The organism is Acinetobacter sp. YH12100 (assembly GCF_013419135.1).
In the GTDB taxonomy this organism is placed as follows: domain Bacteria; phylum Pseudomonadota; class Gammaproteobacteria; order Pseudomonadales; family Moraxellaceae; genus Acinetobacter; species Acinetobacter pseudolwoffii.
The window spans coordinates 23434-40322 of record NZ_VPAQ01000018.1 but is presented as its reverse complement, the minus strand read 5'-3'; the positions used below and the strand labels follow the sequence as shown (position 1 = coordinate 40322).

Sequence of the window (16889 nt, the reverse complement as noted above, 5' to 3'; positions counted from 1 at the left end):
AATATAAGACTTCTACCTCTGAAAATTATAAAAAATCAATTGTTTTGATCTTTAAAGAATGAGGATATAGTATTTGTGAAATTACTTAGCTGCTTAAAACTTAATTCTAATTGGTTAATAGGTGAAAAATGAAATTAGCAGAAGCTCTCTTACTTCGAAGTGATCAACAAAAAAAAATTATTTCACTAAAACAACGTATCAATGCAAATGTATTGGTACAAGATGGTGATAAACCATCTGAAGATCCTAATGAACTATTAAAACAAGTATTTTCTTTAATTCAAGAATTTCAAAAATTAAGTTATGCAATTCATGAAACTAATGCTTTAACAAAATTAAATGATGGTCGTTCTCTACTTGCTTTATTGTCTTTGCGTGATGAATTTGTAGAACAGCACAAAACCCTAACTGCAGCAATAAGTAATACATCTCGTGAATCTGATCGTTATAGTACGCGGGAAATAAAGTGGCATAAAGTTATTCCAGTTTCATCATTACAAAAACAAGCTGATGATATTAGTCTTAAATTACGTGATTTAAATGTGTTAATTCAGTCGAATAATTGGAAAATTGATTTGATTGAAGCCTAATAGTCCTTTAGATATAATCAAGTTGAACATACTGGGCGAGTACAAGATCCCTTACTTCCACAACATAGGATTGTAAATAAAGTGTAGTGGCTTGCAAAGCAAGTGGATAAGCTTAAAATTTTAAGTACAAATCAATCCATCACTTGGCAGAACTCAAATCTTTGTGCAAACAAAGTTACACGTTACTTATAACTACCATGTACTGACAGTATGTTCACCTCAATTACTAAAAATAAAGAAATGAGCAAGCATCAGCTGAAGCACATTCCTATTTTTAATTCGGTTCGGCTTTGTTGCATAACGAGCTGAAAGACAGATTTTGAAAATAGCGGATTCAAATCACAAGTGCGACACATTTGTAGTTAGGTGAAAAAGTTAGGTGTATTCGTAGAATCATTAGACTTTTTCAACTCGCAATTGGAAAGCACGCAATGAAGAAATACACCCAACTCTCTCAAGATGAAAGTAAGCATCCGCTGAGCCCCACTTTTCCTCACTCATGAATACCACGATAGTGTCCACTAAACTTTAAGTGGACACCTATTTATGGATTTAAAGACAGTTATAGACAGCACACCAATGCTAAAAAAGCCCCGTCGAACCTTCACGGCTGAATTTAAACATCAACTTATTCAGCAATGCCAGCAGCCAGATACATCAGTGGCTAACTTAATCGCTGCACTGGTAAACCGAATGAACTTGTAATAACGACTTTCGCAAGAGGTCTATTTTATACAGATGATTTCAGTTTAACCCCCATCATATTAAGTGAAGCTCAAAAAGCAGGATTTGAACCTAATATTGTCTGTAAAAGTAGCCAATGGGATTTCATAGTAAAAATGGTAGAGGCAAATATGGGCATAGCTATTCTTCCAGAAATTTACTGTAGAAAATTTAGTAACTTAAAAAAAATATACTTCAATAGTGATGATATGACCTGGCAATTACATATGGCTTGGCATAAAGGATTAGAGATCTCTCATGCAACAAAAGCCTGGTTAAATTTAGTAAATAAATATAGTCATGAAATAAGTCTTTAAAATTACATTTAGCATAAAATCTCTTATGCGAAGTCCAATATTAAATTAATCCCTTCACAAGGAAGAAGCTTGCTACAATGACCAATAAAACTGCAAAGCATTTCTTTAACATTGCTGGTGATAAAGCATGTGCCGCCTTCGCACCAAACTTAGCCGTAATGAAACTCATGATGCTAATGCCAATAAATGCATAAATATGCACATAACCAATGGTATTAGGTACATTAATCTCAGCATTTATACCAAAAATAATAAAACCTAATGCACCAGCAACAGCAATGGGGAGTCCACATGCCGCAGATGTTCCAACCGCCTTCTGCATGACCACACCATAGCGATTCAGGTACGGAACCGTCAGGCTACCGCCACCAATCCCAAAGATTGCTGATGCAACTCCAATCACACTACCAGCAGCAATTTGTTGACCTGATGAAGGTAAATTTTTCGTTGGATCAATTACTTTTTTGGCACCTGTAAACATGGTATAGGCAACCCAAATCAGAAATAAGCCAACAATGATTTGTAGATGTAATCCTGATATCAAACCTGCAATACCCGCCCCAAAAAAGCAACCAATCGCCATGGGTGGTGCTAGATTTTTAAATACCGACCAAATCACAGCCCCATTTTTATGATGCGCCATCAATGAGCTAATCGAAGTAACAACAATGGTTGCTAAAGATGTGCCTAATGCGAGGTGCATAACCACATCGGGGTCATAACCCACTTGAGTAAAGACAATAAAAAGCAGTGGCACAATAATCGTACCACCGCCGACACCAAACAGCCCTGCTGCAAAACCAGCAAAAGCACCGATGACTAAAAAGGTTATAAGTTCCACAATAGACTAACTTTAAAAAATGAAAGGATTAAGGCGTTGAATTAAGCGTGTTCCAACTGACCCACTTGATGATAAGCACGGTTAAAATACACCAGGCTTTCTTCTTGATCGCTTTGTTGAACTTGAAGCACACGACACATGAAAATACTGTGTGTACCCACTTGCTGAATGTCCTGAATTTCACAGTCAAAACTGACCAAGGCATCTTGCAAAATAGGTGAACCAGTTTCCAACGCACTCCACTCACCTAAGTTGAAACGCTCTTCAGAACTGAATTTACTTGAAGCAAAAGCATTTGAAAGCTGTTCATGCTGAGTACTTAGTACGTTTACAGCCAAGACTTTATTTTCAACAAAATGGGCATGTGAACGGGAGGATTGATTCATACAGACCAATAACGTTGGCGGTGTATCCGTCACGCTACATACGGCAGATGCAGTAAATCCATGCATACCTGCTTTACTCGCAGTCGTAATAACATTCACTGCTGTGGTGAGTAAAGACATTGCATTTCTAAAGTCTGTTGCTTCAATCATCTCTTTCATCTCAAATGTACATATCACGTGCTCGTGCTTTAAGTAGAACAAATCATCTTGCAATAATTTGCCCCTGCTTCGCACGAGACTACGTTTGATTAAGCTTCTAGCTCTTTACGAACAATGGCAGCACCTGCGCTTAAAGCCTCAAGCTTGCCACGTGCAACTTGGCGAGAAAGTGGTGTCATACCACAGTTGGTTGAAGGATAGAGTTTATCTGCATCAACAAATTGAAGTGCTTTACGTAAGGTATTCGCCACTTCTTCTGCAGTTTCAACTTTGCTAGTTGCTACATCAATGGCACCCACCATCACTTTCTTACCACGGATCAATTCAATCAAATCCATTGGTACACGTGAGTTTTGGCATTCAAGTGAAATAATATCGAGCTTAGATTGTTGTAGTTTCGGGAATGACTCTTCGTATTGACGCCATTCATTACCTAAAGTTTGTTTCCAATCTGTATTGGCTTTAATGCCGTAACCATAGCAAATATGAACTGCAGTTTCACATTTTAGACCTTCAAGTGCACGTTCTAAGGTTGGTACACCCCAGTCATTCACTTCATCAAAGAATACGTTAAACGCAGGTTCATCAAATTGGATAATGTCTACGCCTGCTGCTTCAAGTTCTAAAGCTTCTTGGTTCAAAATTTTGGCAAACTCCCAAGCCAGTTTTTCACGGCTCTTGTAGTGTCCGTCAAAAAGTGTATCAATCATGGTCATTGGACCAGGCAACGCCCATTTAATTGGCTGACTGGTTTGGCTGCGTAAAAATTTCGCATCGTCTACAAACACTGCTTTTTTACGAGAAACTTCACCCACAACTGAAGGTACACTTGCATCATAACGATTACGAATACGCATGGTTTCACGCTTTTCGAAATCTACACCTTCAAGATGTTCAATAAACGTGGTTACAAAGTGCTGACGGGTTTGCTCACCATCACTCACGATATCGATACCTGCAGTGACTTGCTCATGTAATGATAATTTCAAAGCATCACGTTTAGCTTCTAATAATTCTTCGCCTTCAAGCTTCCATGCAGACCATAATTTTTCAGGTTCAGCTAACCAAGACGGTTTTGGCAAGCTACCCGCAGTTGAAGTTGGGAGTAAAAGTTTCGGTTGTGTAAGCGCCATGTCTAATCTTCTTTGTCTAAATTCGTAAATCTGTTTATCAATTTAATGGATTAAGCAGCTGTTTCGACTTCGAAATTTGCAGCCCATTCATTTAAAATGTCTTGATAAGGCTTAATGAAGTTTTCTTCCGTCCATTTACCTTGTTTAACTGCAAGCTCACCACGTTCCACACGGTCATAGACCACACGTGTAAGTGAATAATCGCCATAGCTTAGACTTGGTTGATACACCACACCTGCAGGAGAGTTGGTGTTGTAAATTTCAGGACGATAGATCCGTTGGAAACTTTCCATGGTCGCAATAGCACTGATCAATTCAAAATCAGTATAATCACGGACTAAATCGCCAGCGAAATAGAATGCTAATGGTGCATTACCACCTTCTGGTTTAAAGTAGCGTACACGTAAACCCATTTTGGCAAAATATTCATCGGTACGTGAATATTCATCATTTTTGTATTCCACACCCAAAATAGGATGTACGTTGGCTGTACGGAAATACGTTTTAGAGGTTGAAACGCTTAAGCAAATGACAGGTTGTTTTTTAAATTCTGCTTTAAATACATCTGAATTGACTAAATGTTGATAAAGCTTGCCATGTAGATTGCCAAAATCTTCAGGTTTTTCACCTACACCACAACCCAATTGTGGCAATACCACGCTGAAGTCGTAATCACGCACATAAGATGAGAAGCTATTGCCGATCATGCCTTCAATACGCTCACCTGTTTGATGGTCAATCACAACACTTTTAAGTGTTTCAATAAATGGGAAAGTTTGACCATTACCTTCAATATCAATTTCCGCAGAAATAATGTCAATCTCAAGTGAATAGCGATCACCTTTCGGGTTATCAACGGTTGCCAAGCTATTAAAACGGTTGTTGATCATCGCAAGGGTACGACGCAAGTTTTCTTCACGGCTTTCCCCACGTGCCAAATTGGCAAAGTTTGTGGTTAAACGTGTGTTTTCTGCTGGTGTATAATTCTCATCAAAACGGATACGTTTAATTGAACACTCAAATGCTGTACTCATGGAGATTGCCACCTAAAAATTTTATAAAAAGTTAAATTTCTGAATGGCTATATTTAAACGTGAATAAGAAAGTGAGTAAAACGATATAAATTCAGCTTAAGATGAGAAATACTCATCTTAATAAATTAAAGATGCTGAGGATTTTTAGTTATTCAGTAAGCTAAGCGGCTATCTAAAATCTTTATCTGAAATTGGTAATGTTTTTTGCAACTCTACCATTTGTACGTGTTACGTCAAAAAGCAAAACAGAAACCGTAGCCCCAGGCAACACTCCTCTCATCATAAAATTATACCAGTCAGTAAAATACCTTTAGATTAAGCATGTGTATGTTGGTTATTATTGTTGATTATCACAATAAATTAGTGACCAAAAATCAAATTACCCCACCCTACATTAAATTACACCACACAAAATAAAAACTCTATATAACTGTTATATATAGAGTTTACTAACATACCAATTATGTTATTTAGTGTATCTTATGTTGGTGACTCTTACCAAGGTTGGTTTATCTTACAACCGGGCCAAAGAATCCTCGCTCAAGCGTGTTATCGCCTGAAGATGAGACGGCAATTGTTGCTTTTCAAAAACGCACTTTGTTGCCGCTAGACGATTGCCTTTATGCATTGCAGCCAAGTATTCCTTATCTGACACGCTCGTCGTTATACCGCTGCTTGCAGCGGCATGGTATTTCACGACTGCCTGAGGTACAAGGTGATCGCCCTGACAGGAAGCGCTTCAATGGTTACTTTCATATCGACATCGCTGAGATGCAAACAGCACAGGGTAAGCTTTATCTCTTCGTGGCTTTATTGCATAAATATTTTGCAAGATACTGATTTTTAAGGGGTTTTATAAAATTTTAATAAAAAATAAATATAATTAAATCATAGTGTTAGGTATTCGTGCAGCAAAGCCGTTCAGGAACACAAAGGTAAGGTAATAACATCTTTTTTAATAGGGATATTTTATTGTCCTCCCTACTCCGTACATCAAAGTTTTATTTGTAGATTTACCTATCATTAACCCATTTTTCATTCATATTTCCTGTTAAATTTAAGATTGCTTTAAAAATATTTAAACAATAACATTAGTGATAATTATTATCATTTACATCAACTAAAATGTCTTCTACCGTTCCTTCATCATTTAAACTATCTTTACTCAGTTTTTCGATTTTAGTTACACAACAAAGTTTTGCCGATGATACTCAGCAATTACCGACGATTACCGTTACAGCGGAATCAGAACAGAGTGAGCTCAGCTCTGAACAGAGTAAAGCCTATATCATCCAAAACTCGTCAACCGCCTCAAAACTGAATATTCCACTTAAGGAAACGCCGCAAACAGTCAATGTCCTTACCCGCCAGCAGCTGGATGACTTTGCTTTGGATAATACACGGGATGTACTGCGCAATACCCCTGGCATTATCGTAAGCAATCAGGAAACGGAACGGACCTCCTACCTTGCCCGAGGTTTCGAGATTTCAAATGTTTTAGTCGATGGCGTTGGTATTCCACTCGAAGGCTATAATTATAATAATGATAATCCAGACAGTTTTTTGTTTGACCGTGTAGAAGTGGTCAAAGGCGCGAATGCCTTAAATAATGGAATTGGCGATCCCGGCGCAACTATTAATATGATTCGCAAACGCCCGACATCCGACCTTCAAACAGCCTTTAATGCCAGTTATGGCTCATGGAATACGCAGCGCTATGAAGTAGATGTATCCTCTCCTCTCACCCAAGATGGAAAAGTCAGAGGTCGTGTATTTGGCTATCAACAAACAGGCGACAGTTATCTGGATCGTTATGAACTGGAAAAGAACGGCATAGGTGCTGTTGTGGAGGCAGATGTAACTGACACAACTCTATTGACTGCTGGCTATACCGAAACCAATCACAAGCCGAATGGTGTCAATTGGGGTTCTAATCCACTGATCAATACTGAAGGCGAGCAGCTCAGTTACTCACGGAATTATAATTACAGTCCAAGCTGGGCCCACTGGGATAGCAATATTAAAAGCTACTTTGCCGAGCTTGAACAAAAACTGGGTGGCGACTGGACAGCCAAACTGACCTATGATGAAAAACGTACACAACGCGATTCAAAGCTCTTGTTTCTGTCCGGCAAACCTGGCGCAAATGGCACTTCAGGCATCTTCCTCTACCCAGGCATGTATATTGATGACAATAAAGAACAACAAGCCAGCCTGAGTTTTAGCGGCACCTATCCGCTTTGGGGAAAACGCCATGAAGTCTCATTGGGCTATGTCTGGGCCAAAAATCGTCTGGATGAATTAGGTTATGCTGGCAGCTTTGTCAATCCGCTGACCACAGATTTAGCCAGCTTTACACCCGAAGAACCAAGCTGGGATATGTCGAAAACCAGTGGTGAAATGCATATCCAGCAGAAGAACCAAAGTCTTTATGCTGCAACCCGACTGCATCTGAATGATGATCTGAAACTTCTTTTAGGTGCGAACTATGTTCAGGCTGAGAGCAGTGGCAGCAGTTATGCGACCGACACCATTTATGATGAAGATAAAGTTTTACCCTATGCCGGTCTGACCTATAACTTTAGCCCTGAATATACAGGCTATCTGAGTTACACCTCTATTTTCCGTCCGCAAACCACCAAAGCAATGGATGGCAGCATTAACAAACCGATCGAAGGTGAAAGCTATGAAGTCGGAGTGAAAAGCTCTTGGCTAGATGACAAGCTTACTGCCACCATGGCCGTGTTCAGAACGGAGCAAAGTAATTATCCGCTTCGTGATTCTGATGGTATTCCGACTTTACGCAAGACTCAGGTCAGTGACCTGCGTTCCCAAGGCTACGAGTTCGGCTTGGCGGGACAACTGAGCGACCATTTAAACTTAAGCTTTGGTTATACCCAGTTTAGCCTGAAAGATCTGATCAATGGCGGTGATGCGCGTACCTTCAATCCAACCCAGTCTTTTAATCTTTTAACTACCTATCAGGTGCCGCAACTTCCAAAACTGAAACTGGGCCTTGGTGTGCAGTGGCAAGATCAGACCTATCTAGATGTGCCTGAAGCAACCGCCAATGGAGTGATTACCCAGAAAGCTGGAATCATTGAGCAGGATGCTTATGCGCTCGTGAACTTAATGGCCAGCTATGAGCTGAATGAGCATATGACCTTGCAAGCCAATGGTAATAACCTGACCAATGAAAAATATCTGTTCAATTTCCCGAATCAGCAAGGTTTTTATGGTGCACCAGCAAATTACAGCGTTGCTGTGAAATTTAAATACTGATTTTCAAACTTAGCCTTGACGACATGTTCAGGGCTAAATCATCACTACATACACAAAAACAGGTAAAACAAATGAAAAAAATGATCGCTCTGACCCTCGGACTGTCTATGACACTTTCAGCTCAGGCGCATATGCTTTGGCTGGAACGTGATACAGATAAGCAGACTCATGCGTTCTTTGGTGAATATAGTGAACAGCTTAAAGAAACGCAGCAAGGTGCCTTGAAGTCTTTTAATCAAGCAAAGGCCGTTCAGTCTAGAAAAAGCTTTAGTCCTCAAATGCAACAAGATCATTTGCTTTATGCGACCCAAGGCCAGACAGATGTCCAGCTCAGTCATGAATTGATCTATGGAGAATCATTGTTGAGCTATCATGCCAAATCCGGCAGACAAAACTTGAAAGCAGAGTCAGAACTAGATATTGTCCCGACCCAGATCAACAGCAATACATTTACGGTACTGTATCAGGGTAAAGCTGCTGCGGATGTTGAAGTCACAGTCTTTTCCCCGCAATTCTGGCTAAAAAAATACACCACCAACGGCCAAGGCCAGATTACGATCGCCACGCCATGGAAAGGTCAATATGTCATTGAAGTTGGCAAAGAAGCAGACAAGGCAGGAAAATTGAATCAGCAGGCCTATAAAAAACAGTATCTGGTAACGACTTTAAGTTTTGTTTATTAAGTTTTTAGATTTTCATCAGTATAGATTTATTCAAGGCCAAATATGATGTCTGTTGTAGTGCAGCCACTTGCCATTCTCTATCGCTTAGGCATGACCTTTGGCATTGGCTACTTGTGCAGTTATTTAATCGCACTCGATCTGGCTTACTTTCTACAGGCTTTTCTGCCTAAAGCTGAGTCTGTCTATTTGGCTGCATTTACTGCCCTGATTTTTTATGTTTGTTTTGTGATTGGAATCTTCTGTATCCAAAGTTTAAAAAAGCTTTCTATCTATAGCCTGATTCCTTTACTTATTTTATTTCTCTTCTCCCGCTTCATAGGTTAAACCATGCATAAATCTGTCCGTCAATCCATGGCATGTTTACATTCATGGCTGGGTTTAAGCTTTGGCTGGTTACTCTTTGCGATCTTTTTAACAGGCGCGGTCACCTATTACCGACATGAAATCAGTCTATGGATGCAGCCTGAATTTGCCACAATGCAAGTCAATCAGGAAACTGCCTTAAAATCTGCTTACAGCTATTTACAGCAGCATGCACCGGACGCCCAAAACTGGTATATCGGAGTCGCCAATCAAGACTCACCGGTGAATAAAGTCTACTGGCAAAAAGCGGATGGTGGCTATGAAGTCAAAACCCTGAATGCTTCGACAGGAAAAGAATTACAGCTTTCAGCCACACAAGGGGGAGATTTTTTCTATAATTTTCATTTTCAGCTCTATGGTATGCCCTACACCATTGGTCGGCTGATTGTGACGATTGCTGCCTTTATCATGTTATTGACTCTGATTTCAGGAATCATTACCCATAAAAAAATCCTGACAGACTTTTTTACCCTAAGAGCCTTTAAAGGACAGCGCTCTTATCTGGATTTTCATAATGTCAGTTCAGTGATTGCCCTGCCGTTCTTTTTGACCATGACATTTACCGGGTTGGCGATTTTCTTTTATATCGTGCTGCCTTCCGGTATGAAAAAACTTTATCCAGACAATCCCTTTCAATATTTTGAAGAAATTCGCACAATCAATACATCAGCCACCCACTCAGTTCCTGTGAAAACCCAGATGCTGCCAATTCAACATTTTATCACCACGGCACAGCAACACTGGGGATATGCGGAATTTGACAATATCACGGTCAAGCAGCCCAATACCCAGCTGGCACACATAACCTTAACTCAGCTCAAAGATCATTCCATTACACGAAATCAGGCACAGCTTATTTTAAATGCTGCTACCGGAAAATTGCTTGAAAATACACGAAATGAAAGTGCAATTGCCACACTAAATGCCAGCATGTATGGTTTACATATGGCACGTTTTGCCGAACCTGTTTTACGTTTAGGGTTATTTTTCTCCGGCATATTAGGCTGCGCAATGATTGCATCCGGATTGCTGCTGTGGAGCCTGAAACGCCAGATGCAGAAAAAATCAGTGCGGTTTCATCTCGGACACTATTTAGTGAACCGCTTGAATATCACCATAATTATTGGCTTGCCGCTTGCCATGCTGGGATATCTCTATGCGAATCGTTTTATCAGTATTCCTGTAGGTGCACCAAATTATGAAATTTATAGTTTTTTCTCTATCTGGCTTGGCAGTTTTATCCTGGCATGTGTAACCCCACAGCAAGATATATGGAGAATGCAGCTTAAACTTCTGATTTGTGCTGCCTTTATAATTCCCCTGATTGATATTTATTATTTAGTTTCCCAGCAATATGTTGATTCTTTTGCGACTTATTGGCCTTTTTTGCGTATTGATCTGATGTTATGGACCTTGGCACTGCTTGCCCTATTGTTACACCAGAAAATTACGCCCATTCAGCAAAAGGCTATTAAGAAAATCCAGACCAAACTGAAAGCCGTACAGCAGGAGTCTTCCATATGATATGGATCGCAATCATGGGGCTTTTATGGCTAAGCTGTTTTGGTTTTTATGCGGTAAGTGCAAAGCAGATCCTAAAAACCCGAAAATCTCGGTACGCTTTTTTAGCGAATTTTCCTACGTACACTAAATTCGCTGCAGGTATTTTCTTATTCGTCGTAATGGTTTTATTACGGACCCGGTTTAGCTACAGTATCAGCTTTGTGGCTCTATGGGTATTTCTAAGCCCCGTACTTTTTATCTTTATCTTAAAAATGAATAAAGCATTTTAGTATTTATTTAAAATCAGAAAGTAGTAAACAGCCTAGTGTGCTATTCACACGCCCTTTATTAAACCAATCTACCCAGTATCTGCTAAACCTTGCCAATCTGCTTTTAAATACCTCAAATGCATTATTTTGGCTAGAATCAGAAATTTAAATTGGTAGGTATTTGGTAGGTAGGATTCTTTTTAGCTTCATCCAATACTCATATTACGGTGAGGGTCACCGATAAAATAATCAATCAATGGTAGAAGGAATCACCCCATGGCTTTTAAAAATATTGCAGATCAAACTAACGGTTTTTATATTCCCTGCGTTTCACTTTTTGGTCCGGGCTGTGCTAAAGAAATCGGGATAAAAGCACAAAATTTAGGCGCCAAGAAAGCACTGATTGTAACTGATGCTGGCCTGTTTAAATTTGGTGTTGCAGATGATATTGCAGATTATTTGAAAGAGGCAGGTGTTGACAGTTATATTTTCCCAGGTGCGGAACCCAATCCAACTGATATTAACGTGCATCATGGAGTTGAAGCTTATAATGAAAATGCCTGTGATTTTATTGTATCGTTAGGTGGGGGCTCATCACATGACTGTGCCAAAGGCATCGGTCTGGTCACTGCAGGTGGCGGACATATCCGTGATTATGAAGGGATTGATAAAAGTACCGTTCCGATGACACCACTGATTGCAATCAATACCACGGCAGGGACGGCTTCGGAGATGACACGTTTCTGTATCATTACCAATACCGATACCCATGTGAAAATGGCGATTGTAGATTGGCGTTGCACACCACTCATTGCGATTGATGACCCTAAACTGATGTTGGCCAAACCTGCCGGCCTGACTGCGGCAACAGGGATGGATGCTCTGACACATGCGGTCGAGGCCTATGTATCTACGGCTGCTAATCCCATCACTGATGCCTGTGCAGAAAAGGCGATCACCATGATCAGTGAATGGCTCAGTCCCGCAGTGGCGAATGGGGATAATCTAGAAGCACGGGATGCCATGAGCTATGCTCAATATCTTGCCGGAATGGCCTTTAATAACGCCTCTTTAGGATATGTGCATGCGATGGCACATCAGCTCGGAGGCTTCTACAACTTGCCGCATGGTGTTTGTAATGCAATTCTGCTCCCCCATGTTTGTGAATTTAACCTGATTGCTTGTCCTGAACGTTATGCCAAAATTGCCCAATTGATGGGGGTGAATACAGAAGGCTTAACCGTAACTGAAGCAGCTTATGAAGCGATTGGCGCCATTCGTCAGCTTTCGGCTTCAATTGGTATTCCATCTGGGCTGACGGAATTGAATGTAAAAGAAGCTGACTTGGCCATCATGGCGGAAAATGCACAAAAAGATGCCTGCATGCTGACCAATCCACGTAAAGCCAGCCATGCCCAAGTGGTAGATATTTTTAAAGCGGCGATGTAGTGCCTCAATGTAAGTCTTCTCTCCAAGCATCTGACTTACATTTTTAACAGCCCCTGTTTCACTTCCTGAGGAAGTGTGCCAAGAGCAGACATGCATTTTCCTGTTCCTGGCTGATCCTTTTGCCTTCATAAGAGGATAAAAGCGGGGGGTGTTTCTTTTTTATGAAGTCCCCTTCATTATGAATATCGACATTAATCCCATGGTAGAAAAATGCCACTATTTTTTTAGCCCGTTCTAGCCACAAATAAAATTTCATAGCGTATTATCTTACGATTATATTTGATCCCTGAGGAATAAACTGCGCGTCCTTCAAATGACATGAAGGTGAGCGTAGCTGATATCAAGCATCTAGGCAAACGGCAAACTGGGTAGCCACTGATAAAAATTTTAGGATCAGGTTCAGTCTAAATTAATAAGTAAACTCACAGTAAGCAAGGATAATACTTAATATTCCAGAATATTCCTATTTTAACTGTTTAGCTTTGTACCGACAGTTACATCAGCTTTAAAGATTTTTATATTTTAACAGAGTCTGATGAACGGGATGGTTTTTGGGCATCAGTTCAATCAGGCGTTCTACAGCATCAATCGCTTCAGGAAAATGTGCCACATGTTTCAGCAAGACATCGGTTTCATTAGCCTTGAAAATGGCATCGCTCAGGCGTGATTCCAGACAATCTCTCCAGGCGCATAGAAATGGACTTTCTGTTTTGGCCAGAAATACGCCGGTACATAATTTCAAGGCTGAATCGATATACCCAGCATCTAAAGATTGCTCTGTCATTAAAAAATCAGCCTCTACATGCGCCAATAAACGATAGGGTCTGGAACCCAGCATACCACCTAATAAATCGCGTAATTGTGACATTTCTGCTTTTAAAGTACCCATACTGACCTTGCGCTCGCCATATAAGGCTTGATGCAATGTATCTAGACTCAGACCCTGCGGACATAAGGCTAGAATGGTCAGAATTTCAATCTGTCGAGGAGTCAGAACCAGCATCTTGCCATTAAACAGCACTTGAGGTACTGAAAAAGCTCGAATAAACAGGCGCTGCTTCTGGCATTCTAGTAGAGCCGACTGGATGATCGTAGCACAGCGCTCCGCAGCTAGTAGTGCTAAACTGTTATGCTTTGGCCAGGTAGTCGACAGATCAATGACACCTAAGACCTGTTTTGAATAGGGATCAATAATCGGGGCAGCGTAACAAACCCAATCATGAATGGAGGACATGTAATGTTCACTGGAAAAGACACAGCTGGATTGTTGAGTTTTTAAGGATAATGCCAATGCATTGGTTCCGACTAGCTCTTCGCGCCATTGCCCACCTTCAATAAAATGTACACTTTCTGCGGCACTTTGCATTTGTGGGCTAGAAGCTGCCCAAATGATGGTGCTGCCGATATCTCCGACCGCCAGCACCATAGAAGATTGCTCGGCAATATGTTTTAAATCCTGAGCACAATGTTGCAGGGCTTGGGCTAAAGTTGAGGAAGAAGTGGTCTTTTTTAAATCCGTCAGCGGTGCTGCTAAACGATTCTTCGGGATTTCAGCCGAGGATGAACGTTGCCAGGAGCTGGCAATACTCTGTCCCAGCTGTTCTGCATGTAAGGGAGACAAACTGCTGTTTTGCCGAAGCTGATCAGTATTGTGCCTTTTTTCCATCAAATCTTGTTTTGTCATCATTCCTTATTCTCACAACAATTCATGATTTACATCCGCTGTAATCGTTATTTTTTTAAAATGGATGAAAATATCGTGAACATGCTAGCTCCAACCTTTTTCCAACCTTATACCAGTTATATTAATCAAATAAGATGCAGAAGTACCTTATACCAAAGCTGTAGAAGCGGTTTTGCCATACGAAAATAAGCAAAGGAAATACATATGCGTTACGTCGATCCTAATCAACCTGATTCAAAAGTTCATTTTAAAGCACAATACGAGAATTTTATTGGCGGCGAATGGGTCGCTCCGGTCAAAGGTGAATACTTTGACAACATCTCTCCGGTAGATGGCAAAGTCTTTACCAAGGTTCCGCGTTCTTCTGTAGAAGACATTGAATTGGCCCTGGATGCAGCGCACAAAGCCAAAGAACAATGGAACAGAGCATCGCCGACCACCCGCTCCAATATTCTGTTGAAAATTGCCGATCGTCTGGAACAAAATCTGGAACTGCTGGCAGTGGCAGAAACCTGGGATAACGGCAAACCGATCCGTGAAACGCTGGCTGCCGATATTCCGCTGGCTATTGACCATTTCCGTTATTTTGCCGGCTGTATTCGTGCGCAGGAAGGCGGCATTTCCGAAATTGATGAAGATACGATTGCTTATCATTTTCATGAGCCGTTGGGCGTCGTGGGTCAGATTATCCCGTGGAACTTTCCGATTCTGATGGCTGTCTGGAAACTGGCACCTGCCCTGGCTGCGGGCAACTGCATTGTGTTGAAACCTGCAGAACAGACTCCGGTCAGCATTCTGGTGCTGGCTGAACTGATTCAGGATATTTTGCCACCGGGTGTCCTGAATATCGTCAATGGTTATGGGGTTGAAGTCGGTCGCCCGCTAGCCACCAACCCACGCATTGCCAAGATTGCCTTTACCGGTTCCACCGCCGTCGGTCAGATGATCATGCAATATGCCACCGAAAATATTATTCCGGTGACGCTGGAACTGGGGGGTAAATCACCAAATCTGTTCTTTGCTGACATCATGGATCAGGAAGACGATTATCTGGACAAAGCGCTGGAAGGTTTTGCCATGTTTGCCCTGAACCAGGGTGAAATCTGCACCTGTCCATCGCGTGCGCTGATCCAGGAAAGTATTGCTGACGAATTTCTGGCGCGTGCCGTTGAACGGGTGAAACGGATTAAAACCGGGCATCCGCTGGATACTGACACCATGATTGGCGCGCAAGCCTCACAGGAACAGCAGGACAAGATTCTGGGCTGTATTGCCACTGGTCGTGAAGAAGGCGCACAGATCCTGACTGGTGGTGAAGCACGTCAGGAAGTGGGGCAAGGTTTCTATATTGAGCCGACTATCTTTAAAGGCACCAATGACATGAAGACCTTCCAGGAAGAAATCTTCGGGCCTGTACTGGCTGTGACCACCTTCAAAGACTTCGATGATGCGATCAAGATCGCCAATGATACGATTTATGGACTCGGTGCCGGTGTCTGGTCACGCTCAGCGCATACCTCTTACCGTGCAGGCCGTGCTATTCAGGCAGGTCGGGTCTGGACTAACTGTTATCACATCTACCCTGCCCATGCGGCTTTCGGTGGTTATAAAAAATCAGGGATTGGGCGTGAGAATCACAGAATGATGCTGGATCATTATCAGCAGACTAAAAACTTGCTAGTCAGCTATTCGACCAAACCAGCCGGGTTCTTTTAAGAAGTGAAATACATTCAAAGCGAACTTCGGTTCGCTTTGAATGTATGGTAGCTAGCTTTCACAAAATATCAGCAACATCTTCAAGCTGCGGCCAATTCAAATAAAGTTTTTAGTCTATAAATACTTTTTTTAAAGGAAAGAGCATCACCTCAAATTTCTATTTGCAATAGTGTCATTTTAAGATAATTTCACTCTATAAAGATTTCGCCACATTCTCCAGCCATTGAGTGCCAGAAGAATAAAAATAAAATAAAGCATGGCGGTTAAATACAATGACTTATAGCTATACATGCCGACATAAATCACATCTAACACACACCACAAGCCCCAGCTTTCAATATATTTTTTTGCCGCCCAATAACTTGCCACCAAGCTAAAAGAAGCCAACATGGAATCCAACCAAGGGAGTGATGCTGTGGTGAAATGAGCAAATAAGGCGCCAATCACCAGACCGGCGACAATACCCACAATCAGGCTATATACCCAGATTTTTTTATTCAAATAGCCAATCTGCACGGTGATAGCCTGGTCATGATTTTTCTTCGACCAGCTATACCAGCCATAGAGTTGCATCAAGATAAATACAGCTTGTAATGCTGCGTCTGCAAATAAATTGACACGATAAAAAATAATCATATATAAAAATACAGCGACAATATTCACCAACCAGCAGACTTTATATTGTTTGGAGGTCAGCCAGACACCTAAAACGTTTAAAATGAACGCTGCAATTTCTATATTTTCCATAACAATATAA

The 16889-nt window shown here is 41.1% G+C and carries 15 protein-coding genes and 1 pseudogene; 10 read left to right on the top strand and 6 right to left on the bottom strand.

The features are described 5' to 3' along the window. Positions 1-128: 128 nt before the first annotated feature. Both FTU40_RS12565 and FTU40_RS12560 read left to right on the top strand, forming a co-directional pair. Positions 129-590: a DIP1984 family protein gene (locus FTU40_RS12565; RefSeq protein WP_004733111.1), complete on the top strand. Its 462-nt coding sequence runs from the start codon at positions 129-131 to the stop codon at positions 588-590. A 704-nt stretch (positions 591-1294) separates the two neighbouring features. Continuing rightward, complete coding sequence (locus FTU40_RS12560) at positions 1295-1630, top strand: LysR substrate-binding domain-containing protein (RefSeq protein WP_282549714.1); 336 nt, start codon at positions 1295-1297, stop codon at positions 1628-1630. A 40-nt stretch (positions 1631-1670) separates the two neighbouring features. Here the strand turns inward: FTU40_RS12560 and FTU40_RS12555 are convergent, their stop codons facing one another. The 4 genes from FTU40_RS12555 to FTU40_RS12540 form a co-directional block, all read right to left on the bottom strand. Then, on the bottom strand, positions 1671-2471 hold the full coding sequence (locus FTU40_RS12555) for a sulfite exporter TauE/SafE family protein (RefSeq protein WP_159138862.1): 801 nt from the start codon (positions 2469-2471) through the stop codon (positions 1671-1673). Positions 2472-2512: 41 nt separating this feature from the next. Next, positions 2513-3007 (bottom strand): flavin reductase, encoded by a 495-nt coding sequence (locus FTU40_RS12550; protein WP_005093807.1) that lies wholly within the window; start codon positions 3005-3007, stop codon positions 2513-2515. 98 nt (positions 3008-3105) lie between these two features. Further along, positions 3106-4149, bottom strand: a complete 1044-nt coding sequence (locus FTU40_RS12545) for a methionine synthase (RefSeq protein WP_004733166.1) — start codon at positions 4147-4149, stop codon at positions 3106-3108. A 50-nt stretch (positions 4150-4199) separates the two neighbouring features. Then, positions 4200-5183 (bottom strand): putative oxygenase MesX, encoded by a 984-nt coding sequence (locus FTU40_RS12540; RefSeq protein ID WP_159138861.1) that lies wholly within the window; start codon positions 5181-5183, stop codon positions 4200-4202. A gap of 522 nt (positions 5184-5705) precedes the next feature. On the opposite strand from FTU40_RS12540, the pseudogene FTU40_RS12535 reads away from it, so the two are divergent. The 7 genes and pseudogenes from FTU40_RS12535 to FTU40_RS12510 all read left to right on the top strand — a co-directional run. Further along, a pseudogene (locus FTU40_RS12535) lies at positions 5706-5996 on the top strand (IS481 family transposase); the annotation flags it as partial. A 312-nt stretch (positions 5997-6308) separates the two neighbouring features. Further along, positions 6309-8465: a TonB-dependent siderophore receptor gene (locus FTU40_RS12530; protein ID WP_180041051.1), complete on the top strand. Its 2157-nt coding sequence runs from the start codon at positions 6309-6311 to the stop codon at positions 8463-8465. A gap of 71 nt (positions 8466-8536) precedes the next feature. Then, the gene (locus tag FTU40_RS12525) at positions 8537-9148 is read left to right on the top strand and encodes a DUF4198 domain-containing protein (RefSeq protein ID WP_005093768.1); all 612 of its coding nucleotides are present in this window, start codon (positions 8537-8539) and stop codon (positions 9146-9148) included. A 42-nt stretch (positions 9149-9190) separates the two neighbouring features. Then, positions 9191-9472, top strand: coding sequence for a hypothetical protein (locus FTU40_RS12520; RefSeq protein ID WP_004281957.1), 282 nt, complete (start codon positions 9191-9193; stop codon positions 9470-9472). A 3-nt stretch (positions 9473-9475) separates the two neighbouring features. Further along, on the top strand, positions 9476-11035 hold the full coding sequence (locus tag FTU40_RS12515; RefSeq protein ID WP_004733135.1) for a PepSY domain-containing protein: 1560 nt from the start codon (positions 9476-9478) through the stop codon (positions 11033-11035). Then, positions 11032-11304, top strand: coding sequence for a hypothetical protein (locus FTU40_RS15335; protein ID WP_100358270.1), 273 nt, complete (start codon positions 11032-11034; stop codon positions 11302-11304). The genes FTU40_RS12515 and FTU40_RS15335 overlap by 4 nt, the downstream gene beginning before the upstream one ends. A 255-nt stretch (positions 11305-11559) precedes the next feature. Beyond that, positions 11560-12732, top strand: a complete 1173-nt coding sequence (locus FTU40_RS12510) for an iron-containing alcohol dehydrogenase (protein WP_004733137.1) — start codon at positions 11560-11562, stop codon at positions 12730-12732. Between the two features lie 505 nt (positions 12733-13237). On the opposite strand, the gene FTU40_RS12505 is transcribed toward FTU40_RS12510, so the two are convergent. Beyond that, the gene (locus FTU40_RS12505; protein ID WP_004647792.1) at positions 13238-14419 is read right to left on the bottom strand and encodes a hypothetical protein; all 1182 of its coding nucleotides are present in this window, start codon (positions 14417-14419) and stop codon (positions 13238-13240) included. 201 nt (positions 14420-14620) lie between these two features. Here FTU40_RS12505 and FTU40_RS12500 point away from each other — a divergent pair, with 201 nt between their 5' ends. Continuing rightward, a complete protein-coding gene (locus tag FTU40_RS12500; protein WP_004281961.1) occupies positions 14621-16132 on the top strand; it encodes an aldehyde dehydrogenase family protein in 1512 nt (503 codons plus the stop codon). Positions 16133-16309: 177 nt separating this feature from the next. Here the strand turns inward: FTU40_RS12500 and pnuC are convergent, their stop codons facing one another. Beyond that, positions 16310-16879 carry a nicotinamide riboside transporter PnuC gene (gene pnuC, locus FTU40_RS12495; RefSeq protein WP_159138859.1) on the bottom strand — a complete coding sequence of 190 codons (570 nt, stop codon included), beginning with the start codon at positions 16877-16879 and terminating at the stop codon, positions 16310-16312. Between the last annotated feature and the right edge of the window lie 10 nt (positions 16880-16889).